Below are 23,653 nucleotides of genomic sequence, written 5' to 3' on the forward strand. Positions count from 1 at the left end.
TTTATTTATTTCTTCCTTTTTCGTTTGGATAAAACGTTTGTACTACATCGCTTTGCCAAAATTCTTTCGTTTCAACATCAATACAAGTTAATTTTCCATAAAAACCTGCTCCCGTATCAACATTCCAAACATTGCAACCTTGCATTGGAATTTCTACATCGTAATGAAGCGTTGGCGTATGTCCGATATAAATTTCATTATAAAGCAGTAATCTTTTCGGATATAAAAGCGAATCTTTTTTAATTCGCTTGTCCATTGTTAATGCCATTTCCCATAACGTTCTGTCCCAAGAAAAATTGGTTTGGTAATGTTCTTTTTCTGGTCCATGCATCGATGAGAACCCAGCGTGAATGAAAAGATTGTTATTTTCGTCGACGAAATAATCTTTCATTTGACTAAAGAATTCCAGATGTTTCTGCCTTTCCGAAAGATCAATATTCTGATAACTTTCTATAGTCGATTTTCCTCCGTGAAGAAACCAAATGTCATTTATGATATCTTTTTCTAACCATTCTTGACACCAGCCATCGTGATTTCCTTTTATAAATATGCATTCGTGTTTTTGAGATAAATCAATAAGAAAATCAATTACCTGTTTCGATTCGCTCCAACCGTCCACATAATCGCCTAAGAAAATTAGTCGGTCTTTTTCAGATATCGTAATTCGATCCAATAATTGAATCAAGGCTTTTAATCCTCCATGAATATCTCCAAAAACTAGTGTTCTTTCCATTTTTAAAATTCAATGTATTTCGCAGGAACCTCATCTGTCAACCACACATTGTTTTCGGATAAATAAAATTTAAATCCGTCTCTGTGCATGGCTCCGCTTCTGACGGTTAAAATCTGTGGCACTCCTCTTCTACTTCCTACTTTTGTCGCCGTTTCTTTGTCTTTACTTAAATGCACATGCTGGCGACTCATTTTTTTCAAACCTTCTTTACGAATGTTCTCCATGAATTTCCCAACCGTTCCATGGTATAAATATTCCAAAGGTTCTGTTTCTGCCAGATTTAATTCAACCGAAATCGAATGCCCCTGACTTGCACGGATTTTGGTTTTATCGTCATTGTAAGCAAAACGCTTTTTATCGTTATTTTCTACAACGTAATCTAAAAGTTCTGCGTCTAGACGTTGTCCTTTTTTATTACATTTTATAATTAATTCCTCTACATCGGCCCATCCATTTTCGTCTAATTTTAATCCGATAGTTTCAGGCGAATGTCTAAGCACCAGACTTAAAAATTTGCTGACGCTTTTTGCTATTTTTTCATTCATCTTTTTCTATATTTTTTTGTTCATCTAGCGATGAAATTTTCATAAGTAATAATTACAAAGTACTTTTATAAATCTGATAATTTTCATCATCAAAACAGACAAATAGTACTTTTTCTATTTCCGAAATTCTTCCAAAATCTTTTACCGCTTTTACCGCGATTTCAGCCGCTTTATCTTTCGGAAAATGATAAATCCCAGTACTAATATTTGGAAAAGCAATCGACTTAATTCCGTTTTCCACAGCAAGATTCAAACTGTTCTTGTAACAATCTGCCAGCAATTTTGATTTTTCTTCTTTGTCGCCATTCCAAACCGGTCCAACAGTGTGAATAACATATTTTGAAGGAAGATTTCCTGCTGTTGTAATTACAGCTTCACCTGTTTTGCATCCTCCTTGCTTATTTCGAATTTGAATGCATTCATCTAAAATTGCTTTTCCTCCTTTACGATGAATTGCTCCATCAACTCCACCGCCTCCAAGCAAAGAAGTATTCGCAGCATTGACTATTGCATCAACTTGAACTTCTGTTATATCTGCTTTTAATAATTCTAAAATCATTTTCTAAAACTATCTAATTTGTCATTAAGTTCTTTGTTTTCACTTTTCAAAGAATGGTCTGTAAAATGAACATTTATAATCTCAATCTCGTTGACTATATTAGAATTAAAATCAGACAAATCTTCTGAAGGAATCCAAAGTTCATTATGGTTTTTATCTCCAACATTTTGAATTTCGTATTTTTCCAAAAAATCTGTTTTCACTTCAAAAGCAGTTACAATTCCAATAAATCCTGAAAATTCATCAACAGTATTCCATTCAAAAGCAATTTGATCTGCATATTGCTGATTCGTTACTGGATAAAAAATAGGTTGCCATTCTAATCTTGGTGGAAAAGCATTGTATCCAGACGTTGCGATTAATTCCATTTCTTTTAATCCAACTGGGCGATATAATCTTGTTGTTTTCATAATCATTTTACCTCAATTCATCCCTAACTTCCATCAAAGCAAAACCTAAAAGATTCAATCCTTTCCAAGCTTCTGGCTTTAGAATATCTTTATGATCTTCTGCCATTCCGATTCCCCAAATTGGATCGACTGGACTTGCTTCAACAATAACTCGTTCTTTTGTGTTTAATAAGAACGTTTTCAAATCAGCATTTTGGCTGAATTTGTGAAAGTTTCCTTGCTTTACGATTTCATATCGGTTTTCTAACCAAACCGTATCTACATAATTTTTGACTTCTCTCCCAAGTTTTTTGGCTTCTGCAGGAGAATCAGCTTCAAGGATTTTTTCTAAAATTTCCTGATCGTTGAATAATTCTGCTTTCTTCGCCATCATCCAGTGTTCTGCGGTTTTGTAAGTTACTTTATCTACTTTAAAAGAACTTAACCACCATTGGCTGAAACAGGTTTTTAGAATTTTTCCGTCTTTACTCGGTTGGTGTCCCCAGAAAAATATAAACTTACTTTCTGGAGCTATGGTATTTATATTATATTTCATTTTTGCTATTTTATTGAAACAAAGAAGTTATGTTTTTGAAATCTTTTGAATCGGGTGAAAATGATCCGTAGATTTCATTGAATTCTGTTGTGAGACTTTCCAACTCATAATCCTGCTCCAGCTGATCCATACAAGTTACAACCAAATTTCGTTTTGCCATTGGGCTGTAAGCTGCATCAAGTTTTAGAGCGTAATTAAGAAGTTCGTAATTCAGAGTTCCAAAACGTAAATGTTTTTGATATTCGTTAAAAACACAAGTTTCTTCTTCGTTATTTTTTAATTTAATTTCTCCTTCGTTAGCCATCCAGCCGTGTCCGTGGCGGGTTGAATAACTTCGGGTTACGTAATAAACGGCTACATCTTCAATCTTTAGTTTATTACAAATTTCAATTGCATTTTTTGAAGTCGTATTGGCATACGTTACATTCGGAAAAACGCCGTGATCCATGTCGAGTAGAATTCCCTGACTGCCTTCAAAAATCAGATTTTCATATTTTGAAAGGAATGTATAATCGACAATATTCCATTTTATTTTATCGATTGCTTCTAGATATTTTTCTACTTCTTCGTCGATTCCGCTTTCGTTTAAAAAACCATAGTAATACGCGATTTGGTTTAGTTTTTCTAAAAGCATTTCGCGAGGCGCAATCAAATCGATGGCAAACAATTTATACGGACCTTCATTTCTTTTCATGGTTGAACCGATGCCTTTTCCGCAGGTTCCGTTTGCAATATTTCGCACATTTCCTCTGTTGTGCCAGACATCAAAAGGAGTTGTGACTTTTGCTAAAGGATGAATGTACAAATCCAGATTAGCATTTTTTTCTTTTAATTCTTCTCTTTCGTTATACAGAAAAAGCGGATGAATCGTACAGTGCTCGCTGTAATAAGACGGAAGACCGCGAAGTGCTCCACTTGCAAAACTAGAATGCACGTGTTTTCTATCACCAATCATGACAGTATGGGCGGCCTGTTGTCCTCCCGAAAAGCGAATAACTATAGATTCAGGGTTTTGTTTTGCCAGAAAATCTGTTGTTATGCCTTTCCCTTCATCACCAAATCCTAAACCTATAACTATTTTCGCTGTTTTCATTTTTGTTTGATATTATTTTTAACACATAGAATCATAGCTTATTGGAATCTTGAAAAAGGCGTTTCACTTATTTCAATTCACATAGTTACTATGTGTTAGAAACTAGTTTCTTTCTTTATTCTTTCATATTAAAAAGAGAAATCTATGTTTCTATGTGTTTAAAATTTTAAAGCATTTCGATATTGTCTAAACTGTTATCACTTGCACCAGAAACTGGTATTGTTCCTAAACCAGAACTTTTATGTTTATCGCAGATGATCTTTTTAATTACGTTTGGAATTTCTCTGTGATCTTCGATAGACAAACAATTTTGTCCAAGCAATTCTTTCCATTCTACATCAGCATTGATCGCTTGTCCTGAATGCAACACACTAATGTGATATACATCGTACTTTTTTTGCGCTTCCGCTAATAATTCAAGATGCGTATAAGTCTGTTGCCCCTGTCCCATAATTTCTTTAATTGCTGAAGCTGGAAGTGTTTTCAAACCTGGTTCATCACCAACTGTAAACAGCAATCCTTTTTGTCCTCTTTTTTCGAATGCATCGGTTTTTGTGTGAAATGCTGCAAAATACCAAGCTAAAAGATAACTTTCTCCGGCGTTTCCTCCGCCTCCGCCTTCAATGTAGGTTCTTGTTAACCACATATCCAATTCTTCGTCACCAGATTCAAACTGTCCAACTTGAAGCGGAAATCTATCGCATTCATGATCTCCAATTCCTAAGAATAAAAGTGCTGGATCTGGAACGCCGCCTTGAATAATTCCACCCATTAATTTTGGAAGTCCGTCTTTTATCAATTCGTGTGGAATATGTCCCATACTTCCTGTAACGTCCAATCCTAAAATGATAGGAACGGTGTTTGGATGAACATCTGAATCTCTCGCTTCTCTAAAAATCACTCCATTCGGATTCATAGATTCATGAGCCATATGTAATGCATTCTGTGTAAATATCTCTGCAGCAGATTTACTAGCGTAACCTACTTTTTTTGCTCTGCTTTCGCGAGCTCCGAAATCATATCTTGTACCTCCCATGATTAATATTTTTTACCAAATAAATATTCAAATCTCTTTTTTGTAACTTCAAACTGGATGTTTAAATTTCTGATTGTCAACGAAAGTTCCATGTCTTTCTGAACAAAGGCTTCTGGCTGAAAATCGGCAAATGTCAAACTGTTTTTATCCAGCGGACTAATATCAATTAATCCTTCTTGTTCTCTTTCGAGCCTTTTGATTTTTAATTCGATGTCTTCGACTCTTCTTCTGTAAATTAATTCAGAATCTTCACCAATTACTTTGGCTCTGTCTTCTCTAATTTGATCATTGTTTCTTTTTAAAGACTCAATAAATCTTGGTTTTAAATCGTCGCTCATAATTTTTATTGGTTGTTTTTGTTTCAGGTTTTTCTTGTTTCAAGTTTCAAGTTGTGCTGAACTTGAAACTTGGAATTTTAAACTTGAAACGGTTAATAGATTTTCTTTTTTAAGGCTTACAAAACAACTTGAAACTTGAAACATTTTTTAATGAAACTTTTCTTTTAATTTTAGATCTAAATTGATTAGAAAATCTTTTCCGTATGTACCGTTTTCTAATTCATCATACAAAAACTTCGGAAGTGTTTTATCGCAATTCTCTTTTTGACTCAAAATCGCCATACTCAAAGCTGCAACAGTATCGGTATCTCCTCCATAATCGATTCCAGTTTTTAGGCAATCTTGCATAGAATCTGCTTCAGAAACCATTTTAATAACGGCTTGGGTTGTAAAATAACCGTGCATATCAATTGGAGATGTTACTTTGTATATTTCCTTTTCTTTTAAAGTATCGTTTACAAAATCGATCAAAGAACTTTTATCTCCTAATTTATATTTGTAATAATGAACCGCTAAAGCTATTCTTTTAGCACAGCTAATTCCTTCTTCTGTGTTGTGAGATGTTTTGGCCTGAATCTCACAAAAATCAAGTATTTGAGGAATATCTTTTAGCAATCCGATTGAGTAAGCTCGCATTGCGGAACCATTTCCGCTGCTTCTGTTATCGATGTTTTTTAGAAAATCACTTCCGTTTTTACTCGCATCTAATGCATTATAAACTCTATCTGAATAGCCTCTTCTTTTATCTCTATGAAAAACCTCAACAAACTTATCGGCTACTTTTACTTCATTCCAATTGTCATCTTCTAACAAAAGTTCTGTTATCGCAATTGCCATTTGTGTATCGTCAGTATATCTTTTATATATTTCTGTATACATTCCATGCTTATGATATTGAGTTAAATGATTGTTTTTAATAATATAATCTAACTCTTGAAATTCAAATCCTGCTCCGTAGGCATCGCCTATTGCTGCTTCTAGTATCATTTTTTGGATTTATAAATTGATTAAATTCTTTAATGCTTTAGTCAAGTCTTCTAAATTTTCGAAAGTTGGAATTTCTTTTCGTTTACAAACAATGTCAATATTTCCTTTTCTCCAAAAACCTTCTTCACAACATACTAGCATTTTTTTTGAATCTGCAAACAATCCCAATTCGAGCATTGAAATCGGAGATTTAGAATTTTTATCAAAAAACATAATAATGAAATCTGATGCTTCTAAAGCGTTTAACTCCCAGTTTACTTGATCGCTAAATTGTTTATTTTCTATTGACTGTTCCCAGCTCGAATCCCAGTCAAATCGTCTTGGATTAAAAATTACGACTTCTTTTTCTTTGTAAAAATCCTGAAAATCGGTGACTACTTTTTGCTGCCAATCTGCAGAATTTCCCATTTCGATTGTTCCAGCAAGAAAGATTTTAATTCCTTTTTTCTCAATTTCGTTTACGGGATAAATGACTTTCATATCAATTGATCTAATCCAATCACTTGAACACTTTCTCCTTCAAAATCTTTAAAAGAGTTGGTTGTGAAAATACCATCAAAACAATCTAAAACTTCAAAACCTTTATTGAAAATTCCGTGGCTTACTGCTAAGTATAATTTTCCAGCGTTTTTCTTTTTTAGTTCTTCAGCCAATCCAACGAAAGTTCCTCCGCCGTCGCAGATATCATCTACAATTAAACAATCCATTCCTTGCAAATCATCATTGTAAACTTTAAAACCAGATAATTTACCCGTTTTTACATCACGGCTTTTACTGCATTCTACAACCTCAACACCACCTAAAAACTCAGATACTTTGTAGATTTTTTTCAAAGCACCTCCGTCTGGAGAAATCAGTTTTACGTTTTCACCGATTCGATTTAAAACTTCTTTGATAAAAGTATAGTTCGGAATTACAGTACTATTATTCAGCAAAGCTGGAGTTACTTCAGAATGTGCATCAAAAACAAAAACTTTGTTCAATTGCATTGCGTTGATTATATCAGCATACACTTTTACAGATAATGGTTCGCCAGGAATCATAACACGATCTTGTCTTGCAGCAGGAAAATACGGAATGAAAAGATCGATGATTTTAACATCCATTCTTCTTAATGCATCAACTGTAACACACAACAAACCTAAATCGTTGAAAGAATTTAATCGGTGCGTAATAGTAACTTTTCTATTTGGATCAAAATCTGGAGCGATTTTGATGTGTGGTTCTCCTCCAGAGAAAGTAAAACTTTGAAATTTGATTTCTTCCTGATTTTGAAATGGAGCGAATTTTGGGTCGAGATTTAGTATCATAGTTTTTTAGTTTGCGTTAATTATACGCAAATGTAGAATTTAATTTTGAATAAACAATTTATTTTGTGTAAAAATTACGCAAACTTTATTTCGAAGTGAAAGCCTTTATCTATTAATTCATTGTATTTCAATTTATTGAACTTAAATAATTTTGCTGGCCTTCCACTTCTTATGGGAGAAAAATTATCGGTTTCTTCTAAAAAACCATAACTCAATATTTTTTTTCTGAAGTTTCTGCGATCGATTTCTTTTTCTAAAATAGTACAATAAAGGTTTTCTAGGTCTGAGAATAAAAATTCCTCGGGAAGTAAATCGAAACCAATTGGTTCATAAGTCAATTTGGCCTTTAGCCTTTCTATTCCTTTCTTTAAAATTAAATTATGATCGAATGCTAAAGGCGGAATTTCATCAATTTTAAACCATTGCACTCTTTCGGCATCTGTATCAGCTTTGATTTCTAAGTTTGAAGCATCGACCAAAGCATAATACGCAACCGAAATAACACGATTTCTGGAATCTCTGTAAATATCATCTCCAAAAGTGTACAATTGTTCCATAAAGGTTAATTGCACATTGGTTTCTTCATGTAATTCACGAATAACGGCATCGCTCAAAGATTCGTCATTCTGCACCAAACCTCCAGGCAATGCCCAATATTTTTCTGCAGAACCAAACTTCTGTTCAATTAATAAAACATATAAACCATTGCTTTTGTAACCAAAAACAATTGCATCAACCGCTATTCTAATATTTTGCAATTTTTCCATATTCCTAAATCATATCAAACAAATATAACGAATGAGAGCCAATTTTATAATCTATTACTAAAGCAATAAATTATAAAATTGGCTCTTTGTTAAAAGTGTTTTTTCTGTTTTAGTTTACCGAAATTGTTCTTTGTGGTGTTAATTCGCAATGAGTTCCATCTTTTTTAATTTTTGCTTGGACTTTAACCGTATAACTTCCCGAAACTGTATAAGTATGAGATACTTCGTTACCAGCCACTGAAGGTGCACCGTCGCCAAATGTCCAAATGAGCGCTTCTATAGTACCTCTTCCGGCATAGGAAAATGAATAATTAATTTTCTTAGAATTGGCAGGATCTACATTATGTTCAATTTTAACCAAAACCGATTCTCCTGTGCAATCAACAATAGATTCTAATTCCTTACTACATGAATTGCTTGTGAAAGCAATGACAATTAATATCAAAATTGTGGCAATCTTTTTCATAACTCAAAATCTTTATAAATTTTATATATCAAAGTTACCCCGTTAAAAACCAAACAAATATGACCTCAATCATAATCCGTTACATATATTCTAGATATAAAAAAAGAGCCAATTTCGCATTGCAAAATTGGCTCTTAATTTGTTCTACATTATTCTAATTTACCGTAACAGTTCTCTTACGAGTAGAACCACACTCAGAACCACCTTTTTTTACTGTTATTTCAGCTACGGCTTCATAAGTTCCTGCAGCTGTATAAGTATGTGTAACCGTAGCTCCTGTCCCTGTAGTTCCGTCACCGAATGTCCATTTTACAGAACTTAAAGTTCCCGTACCATCATAGGTAATGGAGTAATTCATTAGTTTTGGATTGGTCGTGTCAGTAGAGTTATGTATACTAATATAAGCTGATTCTGCGATACAATCTAAAACATCTTCTGCATCATTTTTAGAGCAAGAGACACTTACAAAAAACATCATGGCAAACATTAGAATTGTGGTAATCTTTTTCATAATTGGAAAATTTAGTGATACATCTCAAAAGTAACTCTTAAAAAAACAAAGACAAAAAAACACGACGAATATTCTTATTATTTAACACGCGTTTAATGTAGGATTATAATCTATTTCCAAAAAACAACTTTAATTCTTTTTCAATAATATCAAAAAATGATTTCAAATTATTGTTTTTAGGAGCCAACAAATACACAAATTCTTCAGGCACATGGAAGCTATTCCATAATAACTGCAATTTATTTTTTTTAATAAAATCTCTCGCATTGCAATTCCATGTCGCAGCAACTCCTTCATTTTTGCCCAAAAGACGAAGCATTTCAGATTCCGAAGGAATAATATAATTAGGAACCATGGATGGTCTTTTTTTATTGAAAGCATGCAACCAAAACAATTTTATATGCGGAATTCTTGCATCATGACTATACCATTTTTGTGCATTTAGCCATTGTTCGATTTCAGTAAAATTATCTGCTTTTAACTTTTGGCGAAATTCGCTTATATCCAAAGAAGTTGGAGCTACTAGTATCAATTTAATTTTCCCAACAATTTCGTAAGTGGTATCAAAAGTATCATACCTTTTTGTGGTAATGGCAAAATCTAACTTTTTGGCATCGACCAAAGCAAATAGTTCATCGTTTTCTGCGAAAGTAAAATCGATTAAATCAAATTTTGAAATTAAGAGATTTCCAACGCACTCAAAAAGATGTTTCGAGATTCCGACAGAAATTAAGCGATTCGCATCTTCGGCCTTTGCTCTAAAACTGGTTTCGACACTTTCGAGCCTATCAAGTGCATCTATTATCAAATTATTCAGTAACTTAGCGTATTCGGTCGGTTCAACCCCTTTAGATTTCCGATTGAATAATTTATTCCCCACGTGTGCTTCAAGCATTGAAATCTGCTGACTAACCGCAGGCTGACTCATAAATAATTCCTTCGCAGCCACTGAAAAATTACCGTTTTTGTAAACTGCTTTAAAAGTTCTGTACCATTCTAGATTTACCATGATATAAATATATTTATAACAAACATAGTTTATTTTATTTTTACTGATATCACATTAGTCGTAAATTTGTTCAAAATTTAATATTATGAAGAAAATAGCACTATTCGCAATAACTGCATTTACAGCTGTAAGCATTTCTGCTGAAGCTCAAAAATCAAACAAAAAGAATATGAAAAAGGTATTATTTGTTGTAACCAGCAATGACAAACTGGGTAATACAGGAGAAAAAACAGGATTTTGGTCAGAAGAATTTGCTGCACCTTACTACGAATTATTAGATCAAGGTGTTGAAATTACGATTGCATCTCCGCTTGGAGGACAACCGCCAATTGATCCAAAAAGTGCCGATCCAGCTTCGGCAACTGAAGACACAAAACGTTTTGACGCTGATAAAGTTTTACAAGAAAAATTAAAAAACACTTTAAAACTTTCAACCGTTAATCAAAAAGATTACGACGCTGTATTTTATCCAGGAGGTCACGGTCCGCTTTGGGATTTGGTTGAAAACAGAAGTTCGATCGCTTTAATTGAATCTTTCTACACACATAACAAACCAGTTGCTTTTGTTTGTCACGCTCCTGCAGTTTTGAAAAACGTAAAAGTAAATGGAGAATATTTAGTAAAAGGCAAAAAAATAACTGGTTTTACAAATGAGGAAGAAGAAGCTGTTGGATTAACAAAAGTGGTTCCGTTTTTATTGGAAGATGCTTTATCTTCAAACGGAGGAATTTTTTCTAAAGGACCAAATTGGCAACCTTACGCAGTAGCAGATGGACTTTTAATTACAGGTCAAAACCCAGCTTCGTCTAAATTGGTAGCTGGAAAATTATTGCAAGAGTTGAAGTAAAAAGATACTAAGATCCTGAGTTTCTAAGATTCTAAGTTTTTTATTTAGAAACTCAGAATCTTAGAAACTAAAAAAATTAAATAAACATTGATGATAATTTGCTGAAGAAATAGTTCAATTCAAAAAAACTTAGAACCTCAGCAACTTAGCATCTTATAACCTTAAAAAAAATGCTAAACTTTGAATTATACAATCCGACAAACTTAGTTTTCGGAAAAGGACAAATTGAGAAACTTTCAACTTTAGTTCCAAAAAGCGCAAAAGTGCTTTTGGCTTACGGTGGTGGAAGTATTTTTAAAAACGGAATTTACGATCAAGTAATCAATAACTTAAAAGGTTTTGAAATTGTAGAATTTGGTGGAATTGAACCAAATCCAAGATTTGAAACTTTAATGAAAGCGGTTGATGTGATTAAAGCAGAAAAAATCGATTTTATTTTGGCTGTTGGTGGTGGATCTGTAATTGATGGTGTGAAATTTATTTCAGCAGCCGTTAATTTTGATGGAAATCCATTAGATATTCTTCAAAAAAGAATTTTAATTAAAGAAAATGCAATGCCATTCGGAACTGTTTTAACGCTTCCAGCAACGGGAAGTGAAATGAATTCTGGATATGTGGTAACAATTGAAGCGACTCAAGAGAAATTATCTTCTGGTGGGAGCGCTTTATTTCCTCAATTTTCAATCTGCGATCCTACAGTAATTTCGTCTTTACCAAAAAGACAAATCGAAAATGGTGTTGTAGATGCGTACACACACGTTATGGAACAATATTTAACGTATCCAACTGATGCATTTCTTCAGGATAGAATTGCAGAAGGTGTTCTTCAAACTTTAATTGAAGTTGGTCCTGGAATCGTAGCAAATCCAACCGATTACACTTTGGCTTCTAATTTTATGTGGAGCTGTACAATGGCTTTAAACGGATTAATTCAAAAAGGTGTTCCAAGCGACTGGGCAACGCACATGATTGGTCACGAATTGACAGCACTTTACGAAATTGACCACGCTAGAACTTTGGCGATTATCGGACCAAGTTTGTACCATGTAATGTTTGAAACTAAAAAAGGAAAACTAGCACAATACGGAAGAAGAATCTTCAACTTAACAGGTTCTGATGAAGAAGTGGCAAAAGAAGCAATCAACAAAACTGTAGAGTTTTTCCATACAATGGGAATGGATACTAAACTTTCTCAATACACAGAAGATTATTCTAAAACAGCCGATTTTATCGTAAAACGTTTTGAAGAAAGAGGATGGAATGGTTTAGGGGAAAAACAATTGGTAACTTTAGATAAAGTAAAATCTATTGTTGAACTTTCTTACTAGTCTCAGTGCTCAGTGGCAGTATTCAGTGCCAGTTTACAGTTTTGCAATTATTGAAAACTGCGACCGCGACTGAAAACTAAAAATAAAAAAGGCGTTCTTAACAAGTTTAGGAACGCCTTTTCAAAATACTAAAACAAAACTAACTAACTCAATTTTTTCTAAATTCATTAAAATTCTAATTTATAAAGATTTACAACGTACAGTTTTGTTTTTTATTGTGTGGTAAATAAAAATATTTTTTTAGGATTTAAATTGAAATCGTAAAACTGCTTTTTATTTATAGCTTTCATTCATTTTTACATTCAACATTTCATTTAAATTTTCTATTTCTGTTTTCAAATTTTTCAAATCCACATTCTTTTTTTCTTCCATAAGCTTTCCCTTGTAGAACAGTTTTAAGTCATAAGAATTAGTTTTATTTTTCAGAATCGCCGTTCCAATTTCTGGTTTTTTGTTTTCATTAATTCTTAAACCTGCAATCAGATTTCCTTTGAGTTCATTTCCGAACAACAGTTCAACATCTTTTTCTGAAGAGATTTTTGTTGCAATCAGATTAAAATTTTCTTCAATGGGTTTATTGTGATCTAAATACGAACTAAAGACAGTGCTAAAAATTTCAACATCCCTTCTTTCTCTATCATTTCCTTCTGTTGACTTAAACAACTTGGCTTCGATTGCAGTTGCTGTTTGGTAATACAAAACACTTCCAGATTCTGACGGAATTGTTTCATTAACTTCAACAGATGAACTCGTGATAAGTAGTTTTCCTTCAACACTAAATTTGCCTATGTTTTTATTGTTTGCTTTTTCTAAAACAATTTTTCCTTTTATTTTTTTGCTAAATTCTTCCAATTCAATAGCATTACCTTTTAATTCAAAATGATATCTATTAAAATAATGCATCGCAAAAACATCAAAATCAAAACTTTTTAGAACACCGTTTTTCCAATTTTTGGTAATAAACTGTTTCTTCAATTTTATGTATTCAGGACCATCAACTATTTTTCCGTCTTTATAAGTCGATTTAATATCATAATTTGGATATTCATATTTTTCGAGATTTTCCAAATAATTATTCGAATACTGATATTTGATCATTCCGTTTTCATAATAATCAACATGATTAAATTCGTTGAAATCTGTTGCAAAATAGCCTGAAAACGGTTTGTCGTTTTTATAAATTCCTGTATAAGAATTCTGTTTGTCTGAAGCAATTAAAAAAGATTGATTAACAATTTTTATTCTTTTTTCGTTTTCAAAATATATTGTTTTCAGAACATTGTCTTCCTCTTTTTTATCATATTCACTTCTATAATAAATCTCTTCTGCTATGGCTCCTTTTTTATAGATTGTGCTCATTTTAGCTTCAACTAAATTTCCTTCATACGGTAAATCATTCTTGTATTCCAGTTTTCCAGTCACTTCTCGATTATCATAAAAAACAGTTTCGCCATTTTTAATGTCATTTACCATAGTGTAAGTTCTTACAGGATCGTCCAGATAGTAATTAAAGATTTTCTGTACACCGTTTTTCTTGTAGCTAGTAACATTGATTAATTCGTTTTCTTCATTTTCATTTTTGACAGCAAATATTCCGTTAAATGGTTTATTTTCTTTATAAATTCCTTTTGCAATGATATTTCCCGATTCATCTCTTAAAATAGCTTCGCCCTCTTTTAATCCATTTTTATAATTTTCATTAATAATTAAATCTCTTGCAAAATTATCGTCAAAATTACCCTCAAAAGGCTTTCCGTTTTTATAAGTTCGTTTCGCTTTTATCGTTCCGTCAAAATTGTATTCAATTTCATCACCTTTTATTTCTCCGTCAGAATATTGCACCTTTTTTAAAACATTTCCATTAGGATAATATTGAATTTCCTCTCCAGATTTCATTCCATTTTTATAATTGGTTTTTGATTTTATAGCTATGGCAAAATTATTCTGAAGATAATACGTGTATGTTATTCCATTGACAATATCCTGACCGTAATCTTCTAAATCAAGATCTTTTAAAGTTTGCAACACTTTTCCGGATCGATCGTAATTAATTTGTCGAATAGGACGGAAATTATTGTATTCAGCGTTGTACCAAATTTCCTGAGCAAGTTGTTTCGAGTTGCTCCAGAATATTTTTTTCTTCACTATTTTCTTTGGCAGTTTTTTTTCCGTTTTAGAATTCCCTGCAATAGCATAATCTTCAATCATTACAGGAGCAGCTGTTACAGCTTCGTTATCTTCAATGATTTCATTATCTGATTGGTTGGTGTGATAATTATCCCATCGGTATACTTCTTCAAAATCCCCTTCTTCTGGTCTTCCTTTTGCATATTTTCCTTTCATCAAAATTGTTCCGTCTTCATGAAAAAGAATCGTTTCTCCCTCTTTTTTGCCGTTTTTATAAGCAACGGTTTTTCTCTTCTCTCCGTTCGGATAATAATAAATTAAAACCGGATTAGTAGTATGATTGTAAAATTGATAAAAAGACTGATCGAATCCGTTTGTATCATACCATACAATATCGCCAGCATAATTTCCTTCGTTATTCTGAAAAGTATATCCTTGAAATTGCGGTTTTTTATTGCTATAAAAATCTTCCAATAAAACGAGATCGCCTAACTTTTTTGACGGCATAATTCGATAATAAGAAGCATTTTCTTTGTTGGTGGTTTTCCACTTTTCATCATAATAAAGTGGCTCCATAATTTGTGAAAAAGAATGAGTTACAGAAAACAATAAAATAGTTGTTAAAACAAAACGCATCATTTGAAAGAAATTTCTTCAAAAATAAGATTTTTTAATTCATCTGAAATATTTTAAATAAATAAAGCTAGAAATCGTCATGATCTTTAACCTTTAAACAAAATGCTCATGTTATCATTCATAAATTTCTTAAATTAGATTTTGTATTATAACTATTTTATTAAGTACTTTTGTTTTAAATTATTAAAATAATGAGCGAAAATTTAAAATTTGCAGTGATTGGTGGAGGAAGCTGGGCAACGGCAATTGCAAAAATGTTATGTGTAAATCTTTCTGAAATTTCGTGGTATATGCGCAATGATGCTGCTATCGAGCATATTGAGAAATTCAAACACAATCCGAACTACTTGAGTTCTGTTGAATTTGATACCAAAAAACTGAAATTAACCAACAATATAAATGAAGCAATAGAATATGCAGATTATATCATTTTTGCTATTCCATCTGCTTTCTTAGATGCCGAGTTAAAAAACATGACGGTTTCTTTATCAGATAAAATCATTTTTTCTGCTATTAAAGGGATTGTTCCTGAAACGAGTTTAATTGTTGGCGAACATTTCCATATTCAATACGACATTCCATATTACAACATTGGAGTTATTACAGGGCCTTGTCACGCAGAAGAAGTAGCTTTAGAAAGACTTTCTTACTTGACAATTGCTTGTGGCGATCCTGATAAAGCTAAAATTGTAGCAAAATCACTTTCTGGAAATTACATCAAAGCCAAAATTTCAGACGATATTATCGGAACTGAATATGCTGCGATGCTGAAAAACATTTACTCTATTGCTGCCGGAATTGCACACGGTTTAGGTTACGGCGACAACTTCCAATCGGTTTTGATGAGTAATGCGATTCGTGAAATGAAGAAATTCATTAGAAAAGTACATAAAATGAAACGTAACATTAATGATTCAGCTTATTTGGGCGATTTATTGGTTACAGGGTATTCTGTTTTTTCTAGAAATAGAATGTTCGGAAATATGATTGGAAAAGGTTATACCGTAAAAAGTGCCATGATGGAGATGAGCATGGTTGCTGAAGGTTATTATGCAACAAAAAGTGCTTATAAATTAAATCAAGGTTACGGTGCCAAAACGCCAATTATCGATGCCGTTTATGCTGTTTTATATGACGGAAAAGATGCCAAAACGGTTTTCAAAAAACTAACTGAATCTTTGGATTAATCCTTTAGAAAAATAGAAGCAAGAGGAAAGATTTTTCCTTTTGTACCGAATAAAAAAAGAGCCAAGCTGGATTTCAGTCTTGGCTTTTTTTATTGGAAAAATTCTAAAAAATTAAAGCTAACTTAAAAAATCATACTCCAATTAACAAGAAACGACTTGTTTAGTAGTACATCATACATACATCTCAATAAAAAAATTGCTGTTGCGCTCTTATAAAAAACCAAATAACATATTTTACTGTTTATCAGCACAATAACTCTATTTTGAAATTTCATTTTAGTGTTTTTTTATAAAAAAACATATACTCATAATTTACAAACGTCCTTGTTTTTCATTGCTTCACAAAGAATAATCGATAGATTTGCATAATTATTTTTATTTGTTCTAATTAAAAACAAATGCGCTTTATTATTATTCTTTTCTTATTTTCTCAAATAATTTTTTCTCAAAAAGTAGTTTCAGGTAAAATTTTATCTAAAGAAACATCTGGCGTGCTACCCGGAGTTTTTGTTCGTGATACGAAAACAGAAAACTGGACCATTTCTGATAAAGACGGAAATTTTAGCATCTCTATTCCCTATCTTCAAGACATTGAGCTAAATTTTTCTATTCTTGGAAAAAAAGACATCAATCAAGTTTTAAAAAACAATCAAAATACCATAACGGTTTATTTAGAAGATAATACACTTCATCTTAAAGAAGTGATGGTTACAGCCAATAAAGACCGCAAATATTCTGAATTAACATTGGGAACGAATGCTATAAATAATGTTCAGGCCTTTTCTTTGGATGATGTTTTACAACAGCTTCCTGGCCAAACCACAACAAGTTTCAATCTAAATGAATTCAAAAACATTGTATTTCGTACTGCTACTACAACATCTGTTAACTATTCATCTAAGGCTTTTGGAACCTCATTTGTAATGAATGACATTCCTATTTCTAACAATGAAAATATGCAAGCTTTTAATCCGAATTCAGGCCTTGGAAATACTTTTGGGATTGGACAAAATACTTTTACGAATGCAAATGCAGGAGTCGATTTAAGAGAAATATCAACTAATAACATAGAAGAAATAAAAGTTATACAAGGAATTCCTTCGGCTAAATATGGTGATTTAACCTCAGGACTTGTATTAATTACTACTAAAGTAGGAAATACTCCATATCGTGTATCAGCATCAATACGAGATGCAACATCTGAGCTGAATTTAACTAAAGGCGTCAAATTCGATACAAACAATTCGATGAATTTTGCTATCAACTATTTGGATTCTAAGGCCGATCCGCGCGACAATATCTTAAACTATGAAAGAATCAACGGAAACATATCATGGCAATATAAGAATAATGATGCATCGATAAAAAATACTGTAAGTACTTCTTTTAGGATGAATTTGGATGATTCAAAAAGTGATCCAGACGATATCAGTGCTCAAGTTGTAAAAAATGAAAAAAAAGGATTTTCTGTCTCTAATAATTTTATGTGGAAACCAAAAAAATTATGGGTAGAAGGCATTAATGTAAATGCAAGCTTTAGTTATGACAAACAGTTTTCCAGAAGAGATAAATGGATGAATACATCGGCTTCTGCTGCAACTAATACATCTGAAGAAGGAATTCATGAAGCCGTAATTGTGCCTTCCCAATATACTAGTATAAGTACAGTAGAAGGAATTCCTATTTCTACATTTATAACATTGGAAGCTACTAAAACACTAACAAACAGAAATAATTGGGTTCATAGTTTAGTTTTTGGAGTTTCAAGCCGAACAAGTACCAATAAAGGTGAAGGCAGAAAAAACGCAACATCTGGATTACTGAATTTCTACACGCTAACGAACGAAGGAAATAGTACTATTGGCTATAGAGATTATAGTTTTAATAATGCAAAAACAGAATATCAGTTATCAACATACATTGAAGACAAAATATTTAAAAAATTTGATAATGATCAACTCCTGAATATTGATTTAGGAGTAAGATTTGACAATCAGTTAGGGAATTTGTCATTACAGCCGCGTATCAATTCCTCTTATACACTTAATGAAACTTTTAGGTTAAGAGCAGGATTAGGAATGTCATCTAAAGCTCCTTCGTTAAATCAGATGTATACTGGAGAACGGTATTTCGATAAATTAGTCGGCAGTGGTATTTATACTTATCCTGGTGTTTATCAAAAAGCATGGATTCAGACCATAATTGCACCTGGAGATAATTTAAACTTGAAACCTAGTAAATCATATCGAACTGAAATTGGTCTAGATGTAAAACTACCTTTTGCTACAGCTAATTTCACTGGATATTATAACAAACTATACAATGGATTTTCTAGCCAAAAAATTCCTGTTTTCAGAGTAATTCCAAAAGCAGAAATTATGGTGTCTGGAACAGAAATTCCAACCTATCAAATTGTTGGAACTGAAAATTTTTACTATTTCAATAATAGTTTGACGAACAGTAATACTTCAGAAGATAAAGGTTTAGAAACGATGATTAATTTCAAAAAAATAGAATCTCTGAATCTTGATATCAGTATGAATGCCTCTTATACTTATACAAAAGATTTTTCGAATGTTAAGGAATATTATGCATCAACAAATCTTTTATCGGTTGAAAGATATGGAGTATTCAATCCTAGAAATAGTTTAACAGACAATTTTACGACAAGTTTCAATTTCAATTATCATATTCCATCTATCGGTCTACTTGTATCTATGCGAAGCGAGCACATATTGCTTCGCAATTCCAGAACACCAACAAGCAATTATCCAAATGGTTACTTAGATGCCGATTTGGTTTATCACGAAATTCCCGTTGAAGACCAAACAAACACATTAAAATATGGGCATCTCATAAAAGAATCTACTCAAACCGAAAGTAAGTTAAAAAACATGCTGCATAATTTTCATTTAAGAGTTTCAAAAGATTTTTTAAATGGTTTTAGTGTCTCACTTTATGCGACAAACTTCTTAAATCTTAAACCATTTTACATTGACAATTCTGGTAATAAAACATTATCAAACATTGCAACACTTTCTTTCGGAACAAGACTCGACTACAAATTTTAAACTAAATATATATTACTATGAAAAAAACATTCCTACTTTCTATAACATTCCTTTTAGGATTATTAATTCAGTCCTGCAGCAACAACGACGATGAAGCATTACGACCAGTAAACTTATCTATTTCGCTTAAGTATGATGAAACATTCAATAATCTGGCAACAAAAAATTCAACAGTTGTTATTGTAAATAATGAAACTGGAAATAAATATACTGCTCAAACAGATGAAAATGGTATTGCATCTTTCAATCAAATTTTACCTGGAATTTATTCTGTTTCTGCTACAAAAGTAATGCTGTCTGCAGAATTCACTGAAACTTTTGGCTATACTCCAACCGAAGATGAAATCAATTTCAATGGAACGGAAACCAGCTTAGCTGTAAATTCTGAAACAGTATCAAAAGAAATTATAATGAAGACTTCAAGGGTTGGAGAATTCGTGATTAAGCAAATATATTATGGAGGTTCTGATACAAAAAAAGGCGCTATTTTCAGAGACCAATTTATCGAAATCTATAATAACTCAAATGAAGTTCAATATGCTGACGGGTTATTGATTGCGCAATTATACGGCACAAATGTTACAACTGTATATTCTTATACGTTATCTACAGGTCAATTTGATTGGAGTAAATCTGCAGACATGACATTGGGCGATGCTGCTAATACAGATTATGTATATGCTTCAAATATTTTTAGAATTCCTGGAAATGGTACAGAACATCCCGTACAACCAGGAAAAAGTATAGTAATTGCTCAAAATGCAATTAACCATCAAGCAAATTATTCAGATAATTTAGGAAAAACGGTAAGCATTCTAAATCCAGAATTAACAGTAGATTTAAGCGGTTCTGACTTTGAATCATTCTTAGGAACGTACTTAGGCGATCTTTATCAATTTGACATTCAAAATCCAGCTGTACCAGATTTAGAGATTGCTTATTGGGGTAACGGAAATAATGATATGATTCTTGATCCAAATGGAAGACAAGCAATTGCCATTTTCAATATGAACGCCGCTACTCTAGCTACTTTAAAAAGTTATAAAAATCCAAAAGGAGACAAGAATTTATATTTACAAATTCCACATTCTGTATTAATTGATGGTGTTGAAATGACAAAAGATTTAGGTTCCGGTTTTGTTCCTAAAAAATTACCTGCAGAAATAGATGGAGGAAATACTTATTTAACAAGTGGTCCTTATTCTTCTAAATCAGTAATTAGAAAAACTAAAACTACAATTGGCGGAAGAATTATTCTTCAAGACACAAACAATTCTACTAATGATTTTGTGGAAATAACTGCAAACCCAAGAGGATTCAACTAAATTTTCATTAATGAAAATCTACAAAAACACACTTTTGCATACAAAAAGTAATGCCTGGTATTTTCAGGCATTACTCTTTTTGTTTATTTTCTTTTCTTTTTCAGCGAAAGCGCAAGACAGTATTATGATTTCGAATCATATTATTGATTCGCAGGTTAAAAATCAAGTTTTCAAATATCCTATTAATTACACCAATCGATACATAAAAGATTTTACGTTTACCGAAGTATCTTATGAGTTTCAAAAAAATGAGTTTGCCAGAAAACAAATAGCAAATGAAATCAATACATATCAATTTTTAGCCCAAGGATATTACACATCAAAATCTAAATGGAAATTGTTTGGCAATTTATCTCTAAAAAAAATAGATGAAAAAGATTTAGGATGGGTGCTCTCTGATGATAGATCTGAAGAACAAGAAGTTATTGCTCCTCACTATTTTTTTGTTCCAAGAAAAGCAAATTGGACCAATCAAGAATATAAAATAAGCGGAGGTATTTCAAAAGATATTACCAAAAAAATAGCAATTGCAGCAAAACTCAATTACAATGCATCAAAATATAGTCGAAATCTTGATCCAAGACCAGAAATTATTTCAAGAAAAATTGGAGGAGAATTACAGCTTGGATATCTTTTTAAAGAAAATAATAAAGCTTTTGCTTTAGCCGAATATTCAAGGTCTGATAAAGATTTTTCATACTTGTATAAAGATGACCATGCAAATGTAGAAGCTAATCCTGAAACTTATTTGAGATTTAATTCAGGCTACGGAAGAATTCTAAATTATTTCAAATCAGATTACTATGGCGGCTCACGATTTCTTTATAACGAAAATCAAAATAAACTAGGATTAGGTTATAACTTCAACAGTCAAAACACCTCATTAACAGCTTTATACTATAATTCTAAATCAGAAAATGTTTTTTATACCAGTGTTTTTTCAACTGAAAACCGTGAACGATTAAAATTTGAAACTAATGTAAATCATGCTGAAATATTTATTTTCCATAGATGGAATAATAAGGAAATCAAATCAACATTAAAATTTAACACAAACAATGGAAAAAATTATGATGTAAAAAACAATGGTTATAATTACAAAAACAATCTGAATTCTATTAATTGGTTAAATTCTGTTTCACAAAAAACAGATTCAAATATTGATTATTTATTAGGATTTGATATTCTTTATCAGCAAAATCAATACAGTGATATTATGGCAACAAATGACATTGAAATAAATTCACTAAATACTGGAATTTACGCAAGCAAAGATTTTTCTTTTAGCAAAAGCAAACTGAATTCAACCATTAGTTTTAATATGTATTTCCCACTTTCGTCAAAATTAGAATATTACGATACATCTGGCGGAACAAATGCTTCTTTCTTAAATGAAGTTATTATCTATGATTATGCTGTAAGTACAACCAATTATTTTGCGCCAGCTTTGCGTTTAGAATACAGTTATCCAGTCAAAAACAATAAAACAGTGGTTTTCTTTACCAACTTAAAAGAGAAAATCGCACTTAAAAAACAAACTGATTATCCAATCAGCATTAACACGAATACCACCTATTGGGTTCAAATGGGTGTACAATTAAATTATTAAAAATGAAAACGAAGTTAATTGCCATTGGAGTAATGGCATTTTCACTAATCATACTTTCTTATTCTAAGATTGAACCAAATCTGTCTATTTCTGAATTAAAAAGATTATACAGTAGCGGCGATTATCAAAAATGGCCAAAGCCTGAAGTAGACTCTATAGTTTATAGTCAAGGTTTTGAAGACATCGGAGTTTTAGGCAAACCTGAATTTCCCGAAAACAATCCGTATAGCGAAGAAAAGGCTGAATTGGGTAAAGTACTCTTTTTTGATCCTAGATTATCCAAATCTGGACAAATTTCCTGTGCCAATTGCCATGATCCCGAATTGAACTGGGGCGATGCACGAAGAGTTTCCTATGGAGAAGGAAGACAACAAGGAAACCGAAATGCTCCAAGTTTAATGAACATTGCGTATTCTAAAGTTTTCTTTTGGGATGGAAGAGCTGAAACTTTAGAAGATCAAGCCAGTTTTCCAATCAAAGATGCTAAAGAAATGAACTTTCATATTGACTTGGCAACAAAACGGTTGAATAAAATAAAAGGGTACAAACCGTATTTTAAAAAGGCTTTCGGAAAAGAAAAATTAACTCAGGAAGAAATTTTAAAAGCCATCGCAACTTTCGAAAGAACATTAATTACTCCAAAAAGTAAATTTGATAGATTCATTGAAGGAGATTCTACACAATTAACCAACAGACAAGTTCAAGGATTGCATTTATTCCGAACTAAAGCCCGTTGCATCAATTGTCATAACACCGCAAATTTCGCCGATAATAAATTTCATAATGTAGGTTTGACCTATTACGGAAGACAATATGAAGATTTAGGAAGATATAATGTTACTGGAAAAGCAGAAAATGTTGGTGAATTTAAAACGCAATCTTTACGAGGCGTTTCTCAAAATGCACCTTACATGCACAATGGTTTATTTCCAAATTTGCGAGGCGTTTTAAATATTTACAATGCAGGAATGCCTCAACCAAAACGAAAAGAAAGTCAATTAAACGATACTTTGTTTCCAACAACATCAAAACTGATAAAAAAATTAGATTTAAGCCAATCAGAACTAATCGCTTTAGAAGATTTTATTATGAGTTTATCAACGGGAGCTTATAGAATGAGACCGCCTGTTTTGCCACAATAAGTTTTCAGTCGCAGTCGCAGTCGCAGTCGCAGTCGCAGTCGCAGTCGCAGTCGCAGTCGCAGTCGCAGTCGCAGTCGCAGTC

The 23,653-nt window shown here is 32.3% G+C and carries 23 protein-coding genes; 7 read left to right on the forward strand and 16 right to left on the reverse strand.

Going from position 1 to position 23,653, the window contains the following annotated elements:
* Position 1: 1 nt before the first annotated feature.
* From ACE01P_RS09360 to ACE01P_RS09430, 15 genes are all read right to left on the reverse strand, one after another.
* Complete coding sequence (locus ACE01P_RS09360; protein ID WP_379696635.1) at positions 2-733, reverse strand: metallophosphoesterase family protein; 732 nt, start codon at positions 731-733, stop codon at positions 2-4.
* Between the two features lie 2 nt (positions 734-735).
* Positions 736-1,278, reverse strand: coding sequence for an RNA 2'-phosphotransferase (locus ACE01P_RS09365; protein WP_379696638.1), 543 nt, complete (start codon positions 1,276-1,278; stop codon positions 736-738).
* A 52-nt stretch (positions 1,279-1,330) separates the two neighbouring features.
* On the reverse strand, positions 1,331-1,837 hold the full coding sequence (locus tag ACE01P_RS09370) for an O-acetyl-ADP-ribose deacetylase (protein ID WP_379696641.1): 507 nt from the start codon (positions 1,835-1,837) through the stop codon (positions 1,331-1,333).
* Entirely contained in the window at positions 1,834-2,247 is a 414-nt protein-coding gene (locus tag ACE01P_RS09375; RefSeq protein WP_379696644.1) for an ADP-ribosylation/crystallin J1, read from the reverse strand. Before ACE01P_RS09375 ends, ACE01P_RS09370 begins: the two co-directional genes overlap by 4 nt.
* 7 nt (positions 2,248-2,254) lie before the next feature.
* Positions 2,255-2,782, reverse strand: a complete 528-nt coding sequence (locus ACE01P_RS09380; RefSeq protein WP_379696647.1) for an NADAR family protein — start codon at positions 2,780-2,782, stop codon at positions 2,255-2,257.
* A gap of 10 nt (positions 2,783-2,792) precedes the next feature.
* A complete protein-coding gene (locus ACE01P_RS09385; protein WP_379696650.1) occupies positions 2,793-3,875 on the reverse strand; it encodes an adenylosuccinate synthetase in 1,083 nt (360 codons plus the stop codon).
* A gap of 166 nt (positions 3,876-4,041) precedes the next feature.
* Entirely contained in the window at positions 4,042-4,911 is an 870-nt protein-coding gene (locus ACE01P_RS09390) for a hypothetical protein (RefSeq protein WP_379696653.1), read from the reverse strand.
* 2 nt (positions 4,912-4,913) lie between these two features.
* Complete coding sequence (locus ACE01P_RS09395; protein WP_095928446.1) at positions 4,914-5,249, reverse strand: hypothetical protein; 336 nt, start codon at positions 5,247-5,249, stop codon at positions 4,914-4,916.
* Positions 5,250-5,396: 147 nt separating this feature from the next.
* A complete protein-coding gene (locus ACE01P_RS09400) occupies positions 5,397-6,236 on the reverse strand; it encodes an ADP-ribosylglycohydrolase family protein (protein ID WP_379696656.1) in 840 nt (279 codons plus the stop codon).
* 9 nt (positions 6,237-6,245) lie between these two features.
* Positions 6,246-6,716, reverse strand: a complete 471-nt coding sequence (locus ACE01P_RS09405; RefSeq protein WP_379696658.1) for a nucleoside 2-deoxyribosyltransferase domain-containing protein — start codon at positions 6,714-6,716, stop codon at positions 6,246-6,248.
* On the reverse strand, positions 6,713-7,546 hold the full coding sequence (gene prs, locus ACE01P_RS09410; RefSeq protein WP_379696660.1) for a ribose-phosphate diphosphokinase: 834 nt from the start codon (positions 7,544-7,546) through the stop codon (positions 6,713-6,715). Before prs ends, ACE01P_RS09405 begins: the two co-directional genes overlap by 4 nt.
* 74 nt (positions 7,547-7,620) lie before the next feature.
* Positions 7,621-8,313 (reverse strand): NUDIX domain-containing protein, encoded by a 693-nt coding sequence (locus ACE01P_RS09415; protein ID WP_379696662.1) that lies wholly within the window; start codon positions 8,311-8,313, stop codon positions 7,621-7,623.
* Between the two features lie 109 nt (positions 8,314-8,422).
* Entirely contained in the window at positions 8,423-8,779 is a 357-nt protein-coding gene (locus tag ACE01P_RS09420; protein ID WP_379696665.1) for a PKD domain-containing protein, read from the reverse strand.
* Positions 8,780-8,933: 154 nt separating this feature from the next.
* Positions 8,934-9,290, reverse strand: a complete 357-nt coding sequence (locus ACE01P_RS09425) for a PKD domain-containing protein (RefSeq protein WP_379696668.1) — start codon at positions 9,288-9,290, stop codon at positions 8,934-8,936.
* A gap of 103 nt (positions 9,291-9,393) precedes the next feature.
* Positions 9,394-10,299: a LysR family transcriptional regulator gene (locus ACE01P_RS09430; protein WP_379696671.1), complete on the reverse strand. Its 906-nt coding sequence runs from the start codon at positions 10,297-10,299 to the stop codon at positions 9,394-9,396.
* 85 nt (positions 10,300-10,384) lie between these two features.
* Between ACE01P_RS09430 and ACE01P_RS09435 the strand changes: the two genes are divergently transcribed.
* The gene (locus ACE01P_RS09435) at positions 10,385-11,146 is read left to right on the forward strand and encodes a type 1 glutamine amidotransferase domain-containing protein (protein WP_379696674.1); all 762 of its coding nucleotides are present in this window, start codon (positions 10,385-10,387) and stop codon (positions 11,144-11,146) included.
* Between the two features lie 170 nt (positions 11,147-11,316).
* Positions 11,317-12,474: an iron-containing alcohol dehydrogenase gene (locus ACE01P_RS09440; protein ID WP_379696677.1), complete on the forward strand. Its 1,158-nt coding sequence runs from the start codon at positions 11,317-11,319 to the stop codon at positions 12,472-12,474.
* A gap of 273 nt (positions 12,475-12,747) precedes the next feature.
* Here the strand turns inward: ACE01P_RS09440 and ACE01P_RS09445 are convergent, their stop codons facing one another.
* Entirely contained in the window at positions 12,748-15,177 is a 2,430-nt protein-coding gene (locus ACE01P_RS09445; protein WP_379696680.1) for a toxin-antitoxin system YwqK family antitoxin, read from the reverse strand.
* Positions 15,178-15,428: 251 nt separating this feature from the next.
* Here ACE01P_RS09445 and ACE01P_RS09450 point away from each other — a divergent pair, with 251 nt between their 5' ends.
* The 5 genes from ACE01P_RS09450 to ACE01P_RS09470 all read left to right on the forward strand — a co-directional run bounded on the left by ACE01P_RS09450 (position 15,429) and on the right by ACE01P_RS09470 (position 23,571).
* Positions 15,429-16,424 carry an NAD(P)H-dependent glycerol-3-phosphate dehydrogenase gene (locus tag ACE01P_RS09450; protein ID WP_379696682.1) on the forward strand — a complete coding sequence of 332 codons (996 nt, stop codon included), beginning with the start codon at positions 15,429-15,431 and terminating at the stop codon, positions 16,422-16,424.
* A gap of 398 nt (positions 16,425-16,822) precedes the next feature.
* Positions 16,823-19,495 carry a TonB-dependent receptor domain-containing protein gene (locus tag ACE01P_RS09455; RefSeq protein ID WP_379696685.1) on the forward strand — a complete coding sequence of 891 codons (2,673 nt, stop codon included), beginning with the start codon at positions 16,823-16,825 and terminating at the stop codon, positions 19,493-19,495.
* A 17-nt stretch (positions 19,496-19,512) separates the two neighbouring features.
* Entirely contained in the window at positions 19,513-20,820 is a 1,308-nt protein-coding gene (locus ACE01P_RS09460) for a DUF4876 domain-containing protein (RefSeq protein ID WP_379696688.1), read from the forward strand.
* Positions 20,821-20,830: 10 nt separating this feature from the next.
* Positions 20,831-22,429 (forward strand): DUF6850 family outer membrane beta-barrel protein, encoded by a 1,599-nt coding sequence (locus ACE01P_RS09465; RefSeq protein WP_379696691.1) that lies wholly within the window; start codon positions 20,831-20,833, stop codon positions 22,427-22,429.
* 2 nt (positions 22,430-22,431) lie between these two features.
* On the forward strand, positions 22,432-23,571 hold the full coding sequence (locus ACE01P_RS09470; RefSeq protein WP_379696694.1) for a cytochrome-c peroxidase: 1,140 nt from the start codon (positions 22,432-22,434) through the stop codon (positions 23,569-23,571).
* Positions 23,572-23,653 lie beyond the last annotated feature (82 nt).

This window comes from Flavobacterium sp. HJSW_4 (assembly GCF_042436695.1).
Classification (GTDB): Bacteria; Bacteroidota; Bacteroidia; order Flavobacteriales; family Flavobacteriaceae; genus Flavobacterium.